We start from the raw sequence: 1,285 nt of genomic DNA, 5'->3' as shown, positions 1-1,285 counted from the left end.
TTATTAGTTCTTTGACGGGATGGAAATTTATTTTAGAGGCTATATATGTAGCAGGACTTTAGGAAATTGGTATAAGATGCTCAAAAAGCAAAAACATACTTGTGGACACTGTGGACATCTTCTTACGGGAGAAGAAAGAGTTAATTTACACCACAAAGACGGCAACCATGAAAACTGGAAGGACACAAACCTGATTGTTGTACATGAAAGCTGTCACGATTATATCCACATGAGCAAACAAGATTGTCGGAAGCTGGATGCAATGAAAGTTGCACGTCCAGATTTAAAAGAGAGGGGCGAGACATAATAGCCTCCCTCGACTCTACCGAAAGCTGACGGGAACACGTTCTATAAAATTGGAATTACCACTAGATCGTCGATCGAGGAACGCATCGCTGAAGTGCAGCGAGATGTGAAAGCGCATTACTCGGATGTGGTTGTCAATTTGCTGGGACTTTGGGAACACCGGGGGAATGTGGAACTGTACTTCAAACACCGCTACAAAGCGTTTAATTACCGGATTGGCAAACTGACCGAGTATTTTGTGTTTGCTGATGTCAAGCCGATTCTGAATGATTTGTACGGGATGGAAGCCAAGGTGCTGTCGGCTAGTGAGCTGGGTGTGATGGAGTATGCTTGTGCTAACCATTAAAAAACCTTGCTTTTTTGAGGTCTGGAGTTCGTATTCCTATCCCTGGCTAGATGCCCTCTAGGTACTCTTGGTCGGGTTCAAAGTTATACCATTTCTGAAAACTTATGCAACAGTAGGTTAGGTATTAGTTTCCTCTCCTTTTTTGCCTGTTAACCCGATTTTTGTTATGACATCCCCACAAGGTAAGGATTCAGGTCTTTGATTGGGGAATAAGAGAAGGGATGAAAAAGTCACAACAATGGGCAGATAGAGCATCACGGAAAAAAGCTATTGCGCTTTTACCCTGAAACCGACAAGTCTGAATCACAGATAACAAATCAGCAGTTTGTTCAAACCGAGACATTGACCGGGAGCCCCCAGATACCTTACGTTTAGTCACGGCTAATCGCAAAGAACGTTCTGCCAAATTATTATCAGGAGGAATGGATGGATGGTCTAAAAAGTACCACCACTGTTGCGCTTTCTCACGCAACGAGCGCAGTAACAGTCCAGCAGCATGACCAACATGACCTTGCCAAGTATTTATAGTCATTTCAAATAAATGTGAGACAGAGGTAAGATCATGATAAAATAGATAAAAATAGTTAATTAGAAAAAAATGGCTTACAGTCTAGACTATCGACAAAAAGTAGT

Annotated in this window: 2 pseudogenes; one reads left to right on the top strand and one right to left on the bottom strand. The window is 42.1% G+C overall.

Annotated elements, in window-relative coordinates:
* Positions 1-337: 337 nt before the first annotated feature.
* Positions 338-652: pseudogene (locus QUB25_RS29655) on the top strand (GIY-YIG nuclease family protein); the annotation flags it as partial.
* Between the two features lie 190 nt (positions 653-842).
* Here QUB25_RS29655 and QUB25_RS29650 read toward each other — a convergent pair.
* A pseudogene (locus QUB25_RS29650) lies at positions 843-1,154 on the bottom strand (IS66 family transposase); the annotation flags it as partial.
* Between the last annotated feature and the right edge of the window lie 131 nt (positions 1,155-1,285).

It is taken from the genome of Microcoleus sp. B3-D7 (genome assembly GCF_036705305.1).
In the GTDB taxonomy this organism is placed as follows: Bacteria; Cyanobacteriota; Cyanobacteriia; order Cyanobacteriales; family Microcoleaceae; genus Microcoleus.
The sequence above is the reverse complement of the archived record's forward strand: the minus strand, read 5'-3'. Positions and strand labels throughout refer to the sequence as shown.